The organism is Halomonas sp. 5021, from assembly GCF_036663435.1.
Classification (GTDB): Bacteria; Pseudomonadota; Gammaproteobacteria; order Pseudomonadales; family Halomonadaceae; genus Vreelandella; species Vreelandella janggokensis.
Genome location: NZ_JAXOVU010000010.1, coordinates 22287 through 37590 on the forward strand (window position 1 = coordinate 22287; position 15304 = coordinate 37590).

The window sequence follows — 15304 nt, forward strand, 5'->3', positions numbered from 1 at the left end:
ACGACGGAGCATAGCCTAGCAAGCAGTTTGACAGCCGCCTGTTCTTTATATAGAACGTTCTATAAAAGGAACATTTATAAAGCCAAGAGGCGGCGCTCCCATGGATTCACTTTCACTCAAGACCCTTGGCCACCATTTACAAAGACTCCGCCTTGAACGTGGCTGGTCGCTTTCGCAGCTAGCCAGCGAGGCAGGCATCGCCAAATCCAACCTGTGCCGCCTCGAACAAGGCAACGGCAACCCCACCCTGGACACGATCTGGCGCCTGGCCGTGCAGTTGAATGTGCCCTTCGGCACCTTGGTCGCGCCTATTTCCGTGCCGCTCGGCGAAGACGGCGTTCAGGTACGCCTGATCGATCAGGGCAAGGATTGCCCCCAGGTGGATGCCTACTGGATGCGCTGCGCACCCCATACATTACGGCATGCTGAACCCCATACAGCGGGCACGCGAGAATCCCTCACGCTGATCAGCGGCTGGCTGGAAGCCGGGCCTGAGGGTGGCACGACAACACTGACCCCCGGGTGCCATGTCACCTTTTGCGCTGATCAACCCCACCTCTACCGCACCCAATCAGCGGCGGCCACCCTGCTAATGACCATTACCTACGGCAAAGAAGGCGAAACACCATGAGCCAGATTGCCCAACATTCGCCCGCCCGAAGCGCGTTGCAGGGCGTTCGTGAAGCCATTCCGCTACTGGGCGGCTACATACCGGTGTCCCTTTCGTTTGGCTTGATTGCCACCCAGGCAGGCTTCAGCACCTGGGAAGCGGTCGTGATCTCGACGCTTATTTACGCTGGTGCTTCGCAGTTCCTGTTCGTGGGCATGGTGGCGGCGGGGTCTCCACTATGGCTCGTCGTAGCCATGACAATGCTGATTAACGTACGCCATGTGGTGTACGGCCCTAACCTGGCGGCGTTATTACCGCGCAGCCGCCACTGGCCCTGGCTGATGCACGGCCTGACCGATCAGGTGTTTGCGCTTGCCCTGACGCGCTTACCCCAGCTGCCTGACGCCAAACGGTTTAGCTGGTTTGTCGGCGCCTCGCTGCTGGCCTGGGGCACCTGGATCATCGGCACTGCCGTGGGCGCCACCGCCGGGGAAGCGTTTACCGCCCGCTGGCCGCTATTGGGCGAGATTATGCCCTTCGCGCTCCCCGCGCTGTTTCTTACCATGGTGGCGCCTCGCTTTACCGATAAACGCTGGGCAATGGCCATGGGGCTCACCATTCTGGCTGCGCTGGGTTTGACGCTGATCGGCTGGAGCAACGTGGCGATTCCGCTGGCGGCTGCCTGCGGCGCGCTATGCTTCTATACGGTCAAATTCGAAAAAAGGAGGCGTGACTCATGAGCACCGCGCTTTGGCTCGCCGTTGTAGTGTCGGCCCTGGGTACCCTGCTGATGCGGGTGGTGCCATTCATGTGGATGCAGCGTCGCCTGGATAGCGACACCGGCATGAATGCCATGCCCCAGTGGCTTGGCATTCTCGGTCCGCTGATGATTGCCGCCGTGCTAGGCGTTTCGATTGTGCCAGTGAGCCCTGGTCTCATTTCCTGGATCGCGACCGTAATCGGGCTTGGCGTCACGCTGTTGGTGTGGTGGCGATTACGCTCGCTGGGTTGGCCTGTTGCCGCTGGCGTCAGCGTGTTTGGCCTGGTGGAAATCGTGGCGGCGTTAGTGGGGTAAACCCTCGTCAAACCGCCGCCTACCACGCCGGGATCAATCGCTTTATCGCGTCACCAGTACGATGCCAATCAGGATAACGCCGCCGTCGGCAACAACAGCAGCACCGTCACACACAATTGATAGCTCAGAGTGAGCTCCACAGGCGCCTCGGAAAGCGAGGTCTTGCGGATCACTACCGTCGTCGCTGCCCAAGATAGCCCTGCCAGCAAACCCAGCCCATCGCCGATCAGAATATCGATGCTATAGGCACCGCTCGGCGCCATGGCAATCACCATGCCCAGAAACGCCAGGCCAACGCCCCACCACTGGTGGCCGACCGGCTCGCCAGCGGGGTGTTGGTGCGCCCATTTGCGGAACAGTATCCGCTCGCTTCTCCGTTCGCCTATGAACTGATTCTGCCTTCTGAAGGCGTTACGCCACCGGCGGTGGCACGTTTCATCGAATGGTTAGAGCAAGAAGCGGCTCGCTTTCGTGGCGCAGCACGTTAGGATTTTGCTTCGGCTTCACGTTTATAATCCTGAAACAACCCATACTGCCACTGCCTTACCGCCAGCACAGATGTGGTGCCAAACCGCTGGTGAATAGGCAGCCCGCTTTCTCGTTCACACAGGGAGTGGAACTCTTTAGCAAGACGCTGCATGGTCTGCTGCCATTCGGCATTACCCGCGGGGGATAGCAAGCCATTGAGTACGACCAGCTTTTCGCTGTCGCTATCAAAGCGAGAGCGGAAAAACTCGTTGGCGATGTACTGCTGGAAGAAACGCTGGATCGGCCCGTTCACCCGCCAGCGAAAATTAGCGGCTAACCGCCGCCTGATACGGTTACCGGGGAGTAGCTCAATAAGCTGAAGCCGCTCAAGCTTGAGTAACTGCCTAGTACACTCCAGTTCGCTTAGCTGGTACTGGTGATGAATTTCGTCGAAGCTATAGCCATTGATAACGCAGACCGCTACCAGAAACAGCTCACGGTCATCGACGATACTTTGCTCCTGGGCCTGAGTCAGTTCCTGCAGACGCTGCTCCCCTGCCTGCATGGTCTGCACCAGTTCGACGAACTCAAGGTTAAGCTGATCACAGATGCACTCTAGCCGCGCCAAAGTAAAGTGCTTTTCAGCGAACAGGCGCTTCACCGAGGCCTCGCTAAGCCCCAACCACCGGGCAACATCGGCATAGGTTTTACCCTGAGCACGAAGCTGGCGTTTTAGCGTTTCAATCAGCGAATCGGCTTGGGACATAGACATCTCGTAAGCGGAATGAAGGCGCACCATACATAAAAAGTAGCAGATAGTGATACCAACCGGCACTTATAACACAACTTTTCGCAAATTAGTTGCAACAAGCAAGCCTTACTTAGAAAGTGCGAATACTTACAGGGACTTATAAGGCTACACAACCATGCACCGACTGCTGCAATTGAAAGGCGCTTTGCCCTACCTGATCGCCATCTTCCTCAATGCTTTTGTGGATCTGGGGCACAAGATTGTCATTCAGAACACGATCTTCAAAAGTTACGACGGTGAAACACAGGTCGTCCTCACCGCGTTGGTCAACGGACTTATCCTGCTGCCCTTTATTTTGCTGTTTAGCCCGGCGGGGCACGTGGCAGACAGCTACCCCAAGGTGCGCATTCTGCGCACATCAGCTTGGGCTGCCGTTGTGGTTTCACTGGGCATCACCGCCGCTTACTATCAAGGCTGGTTCTGGCTGGCCTTTGCGATGACGCTACTGCTGGCGATCCAATCGGCTTTCTACTCCCCGGCCAAGTACGGCTTGGTAAAAGGGCTGTTCGGCAAGCCGCGCCTGGCAGAAGCCAACGGGTTGATCCAGGCCGTCACCATTGGGGCCATTCTGGCAGGTACCGTGGCGTTTACCGCACTGTTTGAAACCTGGATAACACCTACCGATCAAACGCCAGCGCAGCTGTTGCGCCAGATAGCGCCCCTGGGCTGGCTACTGGTACTCAATAGCGCTATTCAGGTGGCAACGCTTTACCGTCTTCCGCTTGATAGCACTACGCAATCTGATACTCCATTGACTTGGCAACGCTACATTAGGGGTGCTGCACTAAAAGATAACCTGCAGATTATCGTCCGCCAGCCCGTCATCAGGCTGTCCATTATCGGCCTGGCCACCTTCTGGTCGGTGGGCCAAGTGCTACTGGCGGCCTTTCCCGCCTATGCAAAAGACGCCCTCAGTATCGATAACACCCTGGTACTGCAAGGCATTCTGGCGGCTAGCGGTATCGGGATTGCGCTGGGCTCCATGCTTGCCAGCAAGCTTTCACATAACCGCATAGAAACGGGCTTGATTCCCGTCGGTGCTGTTGGGGTAGCCGTGGGGCTATGGTGCCTGCCGCTGTTCACCACACCTGTTGGTCAAGCGCTGAACTTTGTGTTTATTGGCATGATGGGTGGACTGTTTATCGTACCGCTTAACGCGCTGATTCAGTTTCACGCCGCCGACAACGAGCTAGGCACCGTGCTGGCTGCCAACAACTGGATTCAAAACATCGCCATGCTGGGCTTTTTGGTGCTCACGGCGCTGTTCGCACTGGCAGGAGTAGACAGCCACTACCTGCTGTTGCTCATTGCCACGGTGGCGATGGTCGGCGGCGGTTACACCATTGTTAAGCTGCCCCAAAGCCTGGTGCGCTTCCTGTTGAGCTTCTTGATGACTCGTCGCTACCGGGTCGATGTGCATGGCTTGCAGAACCTGCCCGCCCAGGGAGGTGTGCTGCTATTGGGCAACCATATCAGTTGGGTGGATTGGGCCATGGTACAGATCGCCAGCCCCCGCCCCGTGCACTTTGTCATGCTCAGATCGGTCTATCAGCGCTGGTACCTGCACTGGTTCTTAAAATCCTTGGGCTGCATTCCCATCGAGCGTGGCAGCGGTGCCGAAAAGGCCCTGGCCGATGTTGCTGAACAACTCAACGCAGGCGAGGTGGTGTGCCTGTTTCCTGAAGGGGCGATCAGCCGCACTGGCCAGCTGGGTGAGTTCCGCCGGGGCTACGAGCGCGCCTGTGGAATGGCTAACCCCGACGTAAAAATCGTGCCTTTCTACCTCCGCGGCCTCTGGGGTAGCCAGTTTTCCCGCTCGTCCAGCAAGTTAAAGGAGCTGCGCAATGCGCCCCTGCACCGCTCGGTCGTGGTCGCCTTTGGCAAACCGCTGCCCAAAGATACCCCCGCGGATGTGCTGAAACGGCGTATTTTCGAGCAGGCGACCCGCTCCTGGCAGCAGGCCATGGACGACCTACCCACCCTGCCTAATGCCTGGATTCAAAGTGTTAAGCGTCGCCCTGGCGAACTTGCCTTGGCCGATACCCAGGGCCACCCACTCAACGCAAGCCAGGCACTCACCGCCAGCCTGCTCATGGCTAAACGGATTCGCAAACTCAACCCAGGACAGAACGTTGGCCTGCTGCTGCCCACAAGCAGTGCCGGGGTCATTGCCAATATGGCCACGCTGCTGGCCGGTAAAACGCTGGTGAACCTGAATTACACCGCCGACCAGGAAGCACTTTCCTCGGCCCTTTCCCAGGCGGAAATCACCACCGTATTCACCTCACGGCGATTTTTGAAGACGCTTGAGCAGCGCGGACTCGACGTTAGCCAATGGCTTGGTGAGCAGCAGGTGGTCTTTTTAGAAGACCTGCAGACCACGATTGGTCATGCCGAACGTTTGAGCACCTGGCTTGCGGTGAGAATACTGCCGACTTGGCTGCTACAGCGCTGCTTCTGCCACGGCCACGATGCCGACGCGACTGCCGCCATTCTGTTCTCCAGTGGCAGTGAAGGCGAACCCAAGGGCGTGATGCTGAGCCACCGCAACCTGATGGCCAATATCAAACAAACGTCTGATGTGCTCAACACACAGAGCAACGACGTGGTAATGGGCTCACTGCCGCTGTTTCACGCCTTTGGCCTCACAGTGACCCAACTGCTGCCGTTGATTGAAGGGCTGCCGCTGGTATGCCACGAAGACACCAACGATGCTCCAGGTATCGCCGGCGCCATTGCCAAGTACCAAGTCAGCCTTATGTTTAGTATGCCCAGTTCGCTGCCGTTGTTTGTCGATAGCTCAGAGGTTTACCCGCCAATGCTGGATAGCTTGCGGGCGGTCGTCGTAGGGGCCGAGACGTTCGATGAGAGCGTACGCGCCAGCTTTGCTCAAAAATTCAGCACGCCTATCTACGAAGGCTATGGCGCGACTGAAACCGCACCAGTAGCATCGGTCAACCTGCCCGACGCCATGGGCGCTAACTACCAGCAGGTGCAACGCGGCAGCAAGCCAGGCACCGTGGGCATGCCACTGCCCGGCACCAGTTGCAAAATCGTTGACCCTGAAAGCTTTGCAGAACTAACTACCGGCGAGGCGGGCATGATATTGATCAGCGGGCCGCAGGTGATGAAAGGCTATCTTAGTGACCCGCAGCGCACAGACGCCGCCATCAAGGAGCTCGACAAACAGCGTTGGTTTGTCACCGGCGATGAAGGATTTATCGATGAAGATGGTTTTTTGACCTTGATTGCTCGTTAACCTTTCAGTCATTGAGCAATCGTGGTCAGGGTAAAATGATGCACAGTGAGTTATAGATGTTTTGAAAAGAAACCCATAAGCAACTCGTAATGCCTATTCTACCCAGCGCTGCTGGGTAGGTATATGACCCTCGTCTTCGTAGTAGTGCACTTCCGGGCTGCGACCGTGCTCACGCAGGCGTTTTTCCAGGCACTTGGTCATTTCAACCGACCACACCGCCGCTTGAGTAGCCATAAGGGAACGCCAAGAAGCCATGGGCGGCGAATAGTACCGCGTCCCGGTGGCTCCCCCCCCCCACGCGCCTTCAGAGCCATGCAGCAGCATGATGGCAGGAAAGCCCGGCGGGCCTTAAGTAGCGACCCAGTCGGGCAACTCGCGCTGCACGATGTTTAAAGGCATTTAGACTCCCTTCAGGCTTCCCTCATCCTCACCCCCGTCGCCTACCGTCGACGCTGATTCATTCTATTCCGACGGCTCCCCCTCAGCGTTATCCGCCTCCGAGGAGCTTTTAACTTTCGCCCCACGCGCAACATCCTGATGACTTATAACCACGACGTCTCTCGGCCACCATTCGGGGTGATTATCGCGGATAAATGCCATGAGCTTTTCTCTTACGTTCATTTCCGCTGTCCACCCGGCCATGGGGTCAGAGGTCATTAAATAACAGGACACGGTTTGCGCCGTTGCCGTCTGGGCCGTCACATAACACAGCAGCTTGTGGTGCTCGATAACGCAGTCCTCTTCCTTTGCGAACTCCAGAAACTTGTCTCTGATCAGCCCGATATCCGCACTCAGGTGCAGGGTCAGTTCCACGTATCGGTACATCTTGATACTCTTGACCGAGAGATTCTGGAAAGGCTTGGACGTAAAGTACGTAACAGGCACGATCAACCGCCGTTCGTCCCAGGTTCTCAAGCGGATGAAGGTATAAAAAATGCCTTCTACATAGCACCACTGGTCTTCAAAGATCACCAGATCACCAATGCGAATCGGCTTGGCAAACGATAATTGAAAAGACGCTAGAATATTGCCCAACACCGCCTGGCCGGCAACACCCACCAGTACCGCCAGAACGCTGGCAGACGCCAGAATGGATAACCCCATGGATTCAAAAAGCTGTATCTGGCCGAGGACATAAATCGACACGCCGGTGACGGAAACCAGGATAATGATGCGGCGTAGCGCATAGAGCGACGTCAGTAATTTGCGATCATCCTTGGGCTTGGTGTCATCAATTTCCCCTACCATGCGTCGGGTCATGCGCAGCATCAGGGTATCCACGAAGCGCATCGCGATGGTGCCAGCCGCCCAAGCAAGAATACCAATGAGTAGAACACGAAAAGTGGTCGTCGCCACCGCCGAAAACGAGACGACGTAATTCAACAGCATTTGGGTGAATAGCGACATCACGATCAATGCCGTCGGCATACCAATCTGCTCGGCAAACATGCGGAAAGCGCCGGCGGGCAACCAGTTCGACATCAAACCGATCAAGCGATGGACCCCCCAGCCCACCATGCCCACGAACAACAAGAAAACCGGAATAGCGAGCCATTCCCACAGTCGCAATATGCCAAACGACGTCTGCAAGCGTTCAGGGATATATTGCTCCAGCATCGATGGCCCGAACTCTTCATACAGCACTGGAATATACGAGACGCTGATGGGCATGATCAGCCACATCGGTTCATCATCACCCACGCGATAGCGAGCAAGCCGGATATCATAGGTTTGCCCGTTAGCCCGTAATGATGCCAACTCCAGGTTACGCCGCGTTTCGCCAACAAGGGGGTTTTGGCCAGCGGGGTCTTCTATCACGGCGTCTTCTCGCCCCGACAGGTTATCGACGCTGATCCGTTCGCCACGCTTGAACACTTCCGCCAACTGTCGAGCCAGTTCCTGGCCTTTTTCGCGCTGCTCACTGTTGCTCAATTCCGACAGATTGAGTATGTGCGCCGCTTTTTCGTACTCCCCCTGTTCGGTGAGATCAAGAAAGCTTCGCATGGCTTCCCTTGGTGTGACGCGGTTGGCTTCTTCAGGTACTTCGCCAAGCCCCGTGTTGAGCGAATCAACGCTAAACCACCGACGGTTCTCGCTCTCTTCTCCTTGAGTTTGCGCCGCGCACAGGCTGGAAAAAGTGAAGGTCAGAACCAGCACTAACCACGCGGGCCACGAGACGGTTGCTTTCATACTTACCTTATTGATTGAGATGGGCCACTTGTCTGCCGACGACAGGCCGGGAATGCGCCATTCCAGGCCTTCCTGGTCAGTGAAGTCAAGAGTACAGCCTACCTGGCTTTATGAAGCAAGGTGGAGTGCATCAATAACCTGCGGCGATGCAGGCGACTTGGACAAGGAAGTCGTTAACTTAGTCCACTCACCGCTCGCCTTCCGTTCCAATATCGCAACAATGATTCCCAAAAACCCCATCTACTGCGCCTTTTGTTCTATCAGTATGATTTCTGCGTGACAACATATCTCTGCCAACAGGAGTACATGATGAAAAAACTGTTGCGTGTGACGAATGCGCCACGGGCTCATTGGGTAGGCGATGGATTTCCTGTTCGTTCGCTTTTTTCCTATGGTCAACGTTCAGAACAGCTGAGCCCTTTTCTGTTACTCGATTACGCGGGCCCTGCAAACTTTACGCCTGCAAAACGGCCTCGCGGCGTGGGGCAACACCCGCACCGTGGGTTCGAAACGGTAACGATTGTTTACCAGGGTGAAGTGGCGCACCAAGACTCCACCGGTAAAGGGGGTGTCATCGGCCCCGGGGATGTACAGTGGATGACCGCAGGCGCAGGCATTCTGCACGAAGAGTTTCATTCTCCGGCATTTACGCAGTCAGGCGGCTCGCTGGAAATGGTCCAGCTGTGGGTCAACCTGCCAGCAAAAGACAAAATGGCAGCCCCTGGCTACCAGGCTATTTTTAATGCTCAGATCCCTGTGATCGAATTGCCGGATCAAGCAGGCCAAGTACGCGTTATTGCCGGTGAGCACCTTGACCATGCAGGGCCTGCGCGCACTTACTCCCCCATGAACGTCTGGGACGTTCAGTTAAAAGGCGGCAAAGTCGCCACGCTGAACCAACCCACCGGTTGGACGACGCTTCTGGTGGTACTGCATGGCACCGTACAGGTCAATGGCGAACAGGTAGTTCGGGAAGCACAGGTTGTCGAACTCTCAAGGGAAGGAGAAGCAATGAGCATCGAAGCCAATAACGACACCTCTTTTCTGCTGCTCAGTGGTGAGCCGCTGAATGAGCCAGTCGTAGGTCACGGACCTTTTGTCATGAACAGCGAGCATGAAATCATTGCGGCAATCGATGATTTCAACTCTGGACGTTTTGGAAAGATGCCCGCCTGAAACTCACTTTTGAGCTAACCCGCTAGCTGCCTTGGGCAGCTAGCTTTTGGTTTTATGTTCCAGGCTGCCCTGGGAAAGGAATAAATTCCGCATCATCGCCCTGGGGAAGGCGAAAGCGACCATGCTCAAAATCCGCTTCTACCCAAGCCTGCTTGGCAGCCTCCAGTTTTTCACGGGAAGAGGCGACGAAATTCCAAGAGATATACCGTGGCCCATTCAGGGTTTCGCCTCCCAGTAACATCAACCGAGAACCCGCTTTTCCTGCCACCACTGTTATCGGATCGCCCGGTCGGAAGACCATCATGCGGCCAGCCTCAAAGGTCTCGCCTGCGATAAGGACACTGCCGGACATCACATAAATACCTCGATCTTCATGATTATCCGGTAACGGTAGCTTTGCGCCTGGCTGCAATATCGCATCCGCATAAAACATTTCGGAGAAGGTCTCTACCGGCGCCCGTTCTCCCCATGCCGTGCCCAAAATCAGGCGCACTTCCTTGCCCTCGCCTTTAAGTATCGGCAGCGCTTCCTCGCTGTGATGCTCAAAGCTGGCTGGCTTGTCTTCATGCGTCTCAGGGAGCGCTACCCAGGTCTGAACACCTAATAGCGGGTGTTTGTGCTGGCGAGTGATCGCACTGGTGCGCTCAGAGTGGGTGACCCCATTGCCCGCCACCATCCAATTAACCGCGCCAGGACGAATCATTTGGTCAGTACCCAGGCTATCGCGATGCTGGAACGCCCCCTGATACAGGTACGTCACCGTGGCAAGCCCAATATGCGGATGGGGGCGAACATCAATGCCTTCACCCTTCAGAAATTCAACGGGCCCCATCTGATCAAAAAAGATGAAAGGTCCCACCATCTGGCGTTTAGGAGCAGGAAGCGCACGGCGCACCTCGAAACCACCCAGGTCCCGAGCACGGGGAACAATCAGTGTCTCGATATCATTCACGCTACCGGCGGATGGGCATTTGGGCTCTAAATCAGGCATCCAGCTCATAGGGTTTTCCTCCAGCAGTGAGAGGCAGACAACGATGTCGTGTGCCTGGTTGTATGAGGCAGTCAACTGCCAGTACTCGCTTCTATTAAGTTAATCCATATCAGCGAAACATCCATGGGGCGACCAGACGGACGACGCGAGGCATCACCACATAGATCACCAGCCCTACCACGCTGGCCGCGACGATACCGTGCCTGATCCCCCACGCACTCAGCCAGGGGAGCAGTGCAAAGAGCGGTGTCAAAAGAACAGGAACCAGAAGGGTAAGCGGCCAGATAACCGAGGTGGTCACGAGCCACTGTTTCCAGCGCACAGGCTGCTTGTTGGTGGGCGCACTAGGTGGCGAAAACCAGTAGTCGATACCGCTCTGAATCTCGATTACCTCCTCTTCCCGAAAAGCAGGTAACGCATCATTGATCAGTGCTTTTCGCTCGGCAGACTCAAGCCATCTTCCTGCATCGGCATGGGAGGCAAACCTTAGCGCGATTTCATAGTCATTGTGCCCCTCAGCAGGGCGCAAAATATGCACGCCTAGATGCCCCGGATACTGAGCGGCCACATAAATAATTCTTTTTAACCATGACTCGTACTCGGCCCGGGCATCGGACTTTACACGATGGCATATCTTCAGTGTGATCGCCCTCGACTCGCTAGGTGGAGCTGCAAGAGATTCAGAGATCATTGTGATCTTCCATCACCAATGGACACGCGGTGGGTGCCATCCTGAAAAGCCATGACGGAGGCGCACTCGCCCCCGTCATGGGTACGATTTACTTGCTGGTCAGCGTGCTGTAACTATTCATTAAATTACGGTAGTCAGGTAGGTGGTTGGCAAACAGCGTGCCGAGACCTTCTACATCATTGCGCCAATCGCGATGCAGCTCACAGGCTGCGCCAAACCATGTCATCAGTTGTGCGCCTGCAGTGGACATACGATCCCAGGCGGCATCACGAGTGAGCTCATTAAAGGTGCCCGAAGCATCGGTAATCACGAAGACGTCAAATTCCTCTTCAAGAGCAGAGAGCGCCGGGAAAGCCACACACACTTCGGTTACCACACCGGCGATGATCAACTGCTTTTTGCCCGTTGCTTTTATGGCGCTAACGAAATCCTCGTTATCCCAGGCATTAATCTGCCCAGGACGTGCGATGTAGGGAGCGTCTGGAAACATCGCTTTCAGTTCGGGCACCAGAGGGCCATTGGGACCGTCTTCAAAACTCGTGGTGAGAATGGTGGGCAGTCCAAAATATTTAGCCAGATCCGCCAGCGCTAATACGTTATTTTTAAAACGATCCGGATCAATGTCACGTACTAGCGACAGCAACCCGGTTTGGTGATCTACCAACAGAACAGCGGCATTTTCTTTATCAAGACGAACATAGGGCTTGGCCATGATGTACTCCTTTTTATCTACAAGGCTGAGTGAGCAGTGGCTAATGAAGTGCCAACATGCGTTTCCACATGCTTTATAGAGTGTAGTATTCCGCTTATTCGAGGATTAGATAAAGAAATTAGGACACAGCGTTGCATAGGGAGAACACACATGACGGCCCCCAACCTTAACGATCTGTATTACTTTGTGAAGGTCGTCGACCACGGTGGTTTTTCGCCAGCGGGGCGTGCCTTAGGCATCGCAAAATCCAAGCTGAGCAGGCGCGTGGGCGAACTAGAAAATCAGTTGCATGTTCGCCTGATGCACCGCTCGACCCGCCACCTGACGCTTACCGATATTGGCCACCGTTATTACCAGCACTGCAAGGCGATGCTGGTGGAAGCGGAAGCCGCCCAGCAGTTCATTGAAGAGAGCAAGCAGGCCCCTTGCGGCGTTATCCGTATAAGCTGCCCCACCGGGCTGTTGAGCTTTCACGTGAGTGCCATGCTGGCGGACTTCATGACCCTTTACCCAGAGGTAGAGGTTCATCTCGAAGGCACCAATCGGCGCATTGACCCGCTCGTGGAAGGCGTGGATATCGCTCTGCGTGCCCGCCCCCTCCCCCTGGAAGACAGCGACCTGATTCTTAAAGTGCTGTCGGATCGCGGTCAGTGCCTGGTGGCAAGTCCGACACTGCTTGAGGAGTATGGTGTCCCCTCTACCCCCGAGATGCTCGCCAACCTGCCCAGTTTAAGCCGGGCACGGCCGGAAGAACCGCATGTTTGGCGCTTGAAGCGTGACGGTGACGAGCGTGTGGTGGAACATTCACCACGCTTTATTACCACCGACATGACCGCGCTCTATAAAGCGGCTTTAGCTGGCGTCGGCGTGGTGCAACTGCCTAGCTTGATGCTGGGAGATTCGCTCACGTCAAAAACCTTGGTGCAAGTAGTGCCCGAGTGGGAACCACGGCGGGAAGTCATTCATGCGGTTTACCCATCGCGACGCGGCTTACTGCCTTCGGTCAGAGCGCTGCTGGATTTTCTTGCCGAACGCTATGCCGCGCTTGGTTCTGAATACTGACATGGGAGACTACCGAGCCGATGCTCCCAGCAGATTAAGCTCACTATCATGGAGAGCAACCAGTAAGGGTTCGCCATCTTCATTGATACGAAAACGGCCGTAACGGGCAGGCTCGTAGCGTTCAGCATGACCTTCCTGGAAAAAGAAGGCATCAGTGGCAAAGCGCACTTGGCCAGTGCGAATCCGATAGCGCAGTTGCTGTTCGTCGTCGGCTAAAGAGGTGCCATCATCCAGGCAAAGGCAGAATAGCTACGATGAACCAGACTCGATGACCAGCGCCACCTGCTCGGGCGGTAGTGTTCCCTGTTCAATTAACGACACCAGTTCACGGCGTTTTGAAGCCATGGTTTTCCTTGTCAGTCGGTCAGAGCAATAAGGTTTTGAAACTGTCTACTAAAAAGGATGACCGAGCCAGCGTTCATCGTTACACCCGCTCGGCAAGAAAAAGATCACCTGCAACTTGTTTTTATGAGCTTTTACATACAAGTTGTGTAGAACCCTTCATCCAATTCAGCGTCGAATGCGTATGCTTTAAAACGATGCTGATGTTATAGCGAACCCAGCCACCCTCTGTCGACGGCTTACCCCCACAGGAGGCATCCAATGCTTATAAAGATTGCCAAACCGAGTGACTTGCACGAATCCGATGTCACGCCCGAGTCTATCTACCTATCCCGACGGCGCTTTATGGGCGGCATGGCAGGCCTGGGGGCAGGGCTCGCGCTCTCTGGTGGTGCCCAGGCCGCCGCCGACGACTATTCGGACGTTCCCGAAGGCGATGCCCCCGGTTGGCTGAAAGAAAAGATCAGCGACGCCAAGTGGGATGCCATCACCCCAAGCGACCCTGAAAAGGACAAGCTCGCGCCCTTTGATGACGCTAGCCAATACAATAACTTTTTTGAATTCGGCACCGACAAGGGCGACCCTGCCCGCCATGCGGGTAGCCTGGAAACCCAGCCGTGGAGCGTGGTGGTCGACGGTGAGGTGAACAACGGCGGACGTTTTGCGCTTGAGGACCTGGTCAAACCGTCGCAGTTTGAAGAACGCATTTACCGCCTGCGCTGCGTCGAAGCGTGGTCGATGGTGATTCCCTGGCTGGGCATCCCGCTGGCCGAAATCATCAAGCGCGCCGATCCCACCAGCAAAGCCAAGTACGTACGTTTTGAAACCCTGGTCGACCCGGAGCAGATGCGCGGTCAGCGTTCATCCTTCTCGATCATCGACTGGCCCTACGTGGAAGGCCTGCGCCTGGACGAAGCCATGCACCCATTGACGATAATGGCCATGGGCATGTATGGCCGCGAACTGCCCAACCAGAACGGCGCCCCCTTGCGGCTGGTGGTTCCCTGGAAGTACGGCTTCAAGAGCATCAAGTCGATTGTGCGCATCTCGCTGGTCGAAGAACAACCGGTCAACTCCTGGCAGAAGATTGCCTCGGATGAGTACGGCTTTTACGCCAACGTTAACCCCAATGTGGACCATCCACGCTGGAGCCAGGCAACCGAGCGCCGCCTACCCAACACCCTGTTCAATTCCAATACCATCGACACCCGGATGTTCAACGGCTACGAAGATGAAGTCGCCGAGCTCTATGCGGGCATGGACTTGAGGAAGCACTACTGATGGCAACGCAGCGCAAATGGTTGGCCTGGCGGGTGGCAGTGTTTCTCGCTGCACTCGCGCCGCTGATAGTCTGGAGTTGGCAGGTGGCGAACAACGCCGCTGGCCCGGAGCCAGGGCGCTACCTGCTGCTCAACATCGGGATTGGCGGGCTGTGGATGCTGCTGTTTACCCTCAGCCTGACGCCGCTGACCAAGCTAACCCGCTGGAAAGGCTTCGCGCTGATCCGGCGCCAGTTGGGTTTGTGGACGCTCGCCTACGCCACCCTGCATATGCTCAGTTACGCGCTGTTTATTCTGGGGCTTAACTGGGCGCTGCTGGGCAGCGAAATCGTCAAGCGCCCGTATATTATCGTCGGCATGATCGCGCTAATCGGCCTGGCCGTACTCGGGGCAACGTCCAACAAATGGTCGATGCGTCGCCTGGGCAAACGCTGGAAGCCGCTGCACAAATTTTCCTACGCTATCTTGGGCCTCGTTCTGCTGCACTTTTTCTGGGTGGTACGCGCCGATATGGGCGAATGGGCAATCTATGCGGCCATTGGCGCGCTCGTCATGGCCACCCGTCTGCCCCCTGTCTCGCGCACGCTGCCCAAACTACGCCACCGGTTGAGTCGAGCGTAAGTAGCACAACGCAACG

General features: G+C 56.0%; 17 protein-coding genes. 9 read left to right on the forward strand and 8 right to left on the reverse strand.

The annotated features are described in order from the left end of the window. Positions 1-100 precede the first annotated feature (100 nt). From R3F64_RS14715 to R3F64_RS14725, 3 genes are read left to right on the forward strand one after another with little or no spacing between them, the layout of a single operon-like run. Positions 101-631, forward strand: a complete 531-nt coding sequence (locus R3F64_RS14715) for a helix-turn-helix domain-containing protein (protein ID WP_332612261.1) — start codon at positions 101-103, stop codon at positions 629-631. After that, on the forward strand, positions 628-1350 hold the full coding sequence (locus R3F64_RS14720) for an AzlC family ABC transporter permease (protein WP_085920204.1): 723 nt from the start codon (positions 628-630) through the stop codon (positions 1348-1350). Before R3F64_RS14715 ends, R3F64_RS14720 begins: the two co-directional genes overlap by 4 nt. Beyond that, the gene (locus R3F64_RS14725) at positions 1347-1685 is read left to right on the forward strand and encodes an AzlD domain-containing protein (protein WP_085920203.1); all 339 of its coding nucleotides are present in this window, start codon (positions 1347-1349) and stop codon (positions 1683-1685) included. Before R3F64_RS14720 ends, R3F64_RS14725 begins: the two co-directional genes overlap by 4 nt. 68 nt (positions 1686-1753) lie before the next feature. Here the strand turns inward: R3F64_RS14725 and R3F64_RS14730 are convergent, their stop codons facing one another. After that, a complete protein-coding gene (locus R3F64_RS14730; RefSeq protein WP_254902977.1) occupies positions 1754-1960 on the reverse strand; it encodes a hypothetical protein in 207 nt (68 codons plus the stop codon). Between the two features lie 63 nt (positions 1961-2023). On the opposite strand from R3F64_RS14730, the gene R3F64_RS14735 reads away from it, so the two are divergent. Next, positions 2024-2173: a hypothetical protein gene (locus tag R3F64_RS14735; protein ID WP_233337359.1), complete on the forward strand. Its 150-nt coding sequence runs from the start codon at positions 2024-2026 to the stop codon at positions 2171-2173. On the opposite strand, the gene R3F64_RS14740 is transcribed toward R3F64_RS14735, so the two are convergent. After that, positions 2170-2919, reverse strand: coding sequence for a helix-turn-helix domain-containing protein (locus tag R3F64_RS14740; protein ID WP_199284783.1), 750 nt, complete (start codon positions 2917-2919; stop codon positions 2170-2172). The two genes, R3F64_RS14735 and R3F64_RS14740, sit on opposite strands and share 4 nt — an antisense overlap. 160 nt (positions 2920-3079) lie before the next feature. Here R3F64_RS14740 and R3F64_RS14745 point away from each other — a divergent pair, with 160 nt between their 5' ends. Next, on the forward strand, positions 3080-6223 hold the full coding sequence (locus tag R3F64_RS14745) for an acyl-[ACP]--phospholipid O-acyltransferase (RefSeq protein WP_332612266.1): 3144 nt from the start codon (positions 3080-3082) through the stop codon (positions 6221-6223). A 93-nt stretch (positions 6224-6316) separates the two neighbouring features. Here the strand turns inward: R3F64_RS14745 and R3F64_RS14750 are convergent, their stop codons facing one another. Further along, positions 6317-6457 carry a hypothetical protein gene (locus R3F64_RS14750; RefSeq protein ID WP_332612268.1) on the reverse strand — a complete coding sequence of 47 codons (141 nt, stop codon included), beginning with the start codon at positions 6455-6457 and terminating at the stop codon, positions 6317-6319. Positions 6458-6685: 228 nt separating this feature from the next. Continuing rightward, positions 6686-8413: a mechanosensitive ion channel family protein gene (locus tag R3F64_RS14755; protein ID WP_085920200.1), complete on the reverse strand. Its 1728-nt coding sequence runs from the start codon at positions 8411-8413 to the stop codon at positions 6686-6688. 309 nt (positions 8414-8722) lie between these two features. On the opposite strand from R3F64_RS14755, the gene R3F64_RS14760 reads away from it, so the two are divergent. Continuing rightward, entirely contained in the window at positions 8723-9589 is an 867-nt protein-coding gene (locus R3F64_RS14760) for a pirin family protein (protein WP_085920199.1), read from the forward strand. Between the two features lie 52 nt (positions 9590-9641). Here R3F64_RS14760 and R3F64_RS14765 read toward each other — a convergent pair whose 3' ends face one another. The 3 genes from R3F64_RS14765 to ycaC form a co-directional block, all read right to left on the reverse strand. After that, positions 9642-10589 (reverse strand): pirin family protein, encoded by a 948-nt coding sequence (locus R3F64_RS14765; RefSeq protein ID WP_085920198.1) that lies wholly within the window; start codon positions 10587-10589, stop codon positions 9642-9644. A gap of 100 nt (positions 10590-10689) precedes the next feature. Beyond that, on the reverse strand, positions 10690-11271 hold the full coding sequence (locus R3F64_RS14770; RefSeq protein WP_085920197.1) for an antibiotic biosynthesis monooxygenase: 582 nt from the start codon (positions 11269-11271) through the stop codon (positions 10690-10692). Between the two features lie 88 nt (positions 11272-11359). Further along, entirely contained in the window at positions 11360-11983 is a 624-nt protein-coding gene (ycaC, locus tag R3F64_RS14775; protein ID WP_085920196.1) for an isochorismate family cysteine hydrolase YcaC, read from the reverse strand. A gap of 150 nt (positions 11984-12133) precedes the next feature. Between ycaC and R3F64_RS14780 the strand changes: the two genes are divergently transcribed. Next, a complete protein-coding gene (locus R3F64_RS14780) occupies positions 12134-13045 on the forward strand; it encodes a LysR family transcriptional regulator (protein ID WP_264824432.1) in 912 nt (303 codons plus the stop codon). 9 nt (positions 13046-13054) lie between these two features. Here R3F64_RS14780 and R3F64_RS14785 read toward each other — a convergent pair whose 3' ends face one another. Continuing rightward, entirely contained in the window at positions 13055-13279 is a 225-nt protein-coding gene (locus R3F64_RS14785; protein WP_332612368.1) for a GDYXXLXY domain-containing protein, read from the reverse strand. A gap of 369 nt (positions 13280-13648) precedes the next feature. Here R3F64_RS14785 and msrP point away from each other — a divergent pair, with 369 nt between their 5' ends. Together msrP and msrQ are read left to right on the forward strand one after the other, a co-directional pair. Continuing rightward, on the forward strand, positions 13649-14668 hold the full coding sequence (gene msrP / locus R3F64_RS14790; RefSeq protein WP_199284775.1) for a protein-methionine-sulfoxide reductase catalytic subunit MsrP: 1020 nt from the start codon (positions 13649-13651) through the stop codon (positions 14666-14668). After that, positions 14668-15288 carry a protein-methionine-sulfoxide reductase heme-binding subunit MsrQ gene (gene msrQ, locus R3F64_RS14795; protein WP_264824437.1) on the forward strand — a complete coding sequence of 207 codons (621 nt, stop codon included), beginning with the start codon at positions 14668-14670 and terminating at the stop codon, positions 15286-15288. The genes msrP and msrQ overlap by 1 nt, the downstream gene beginning before the upstream one ends. Positions 15289-15304 lie beyond the last annotated feature (16 nt).